We start from the raw sequence: 267 nt of genomic DNA, 5'->3' as shown, positions 1-267 counted from the left end.
CGTCAAATGCCTGATACACCACTCACACCACTCACACCACTCACACCACTCACGCCCAATACCTGCGACATCGATTCCCGCCAATCTCAGCCAATGCCGGTTAATGCCGTCGCCATGACACAAACCAGCGCATACACGGCACTGGGTGCCAAGAACCGCAACAGCCCAACAGCGTTTAATCAATGCAGCCATGAAGAAACCACCCGGTCTCTTCATAAGAATCATCAGCAAATGATCGAGGGACTCATGTCTGCTACTGAATACGAC

General features: G+C 52.1%; 1 protein-coding gene. It reads left to right on the top strand.

Annotated elements, in window-relative coordinates; all coding sequences use genetic code 11:
- The coding region (locus Q4563_RS20245; RefSeq protein ID WP_303605789.1) for a hypothetical protein at positions 1-267 on the top strand (267 nt) is incomplete at both ends.

The sequence above is a fragment of the Gilvimarinus sp. 1_MG-2023 genome, from assembly GCF_030548285.1.
This window is presented reverse-complemented; position numbering and strand designations above follow the sequence as displayed.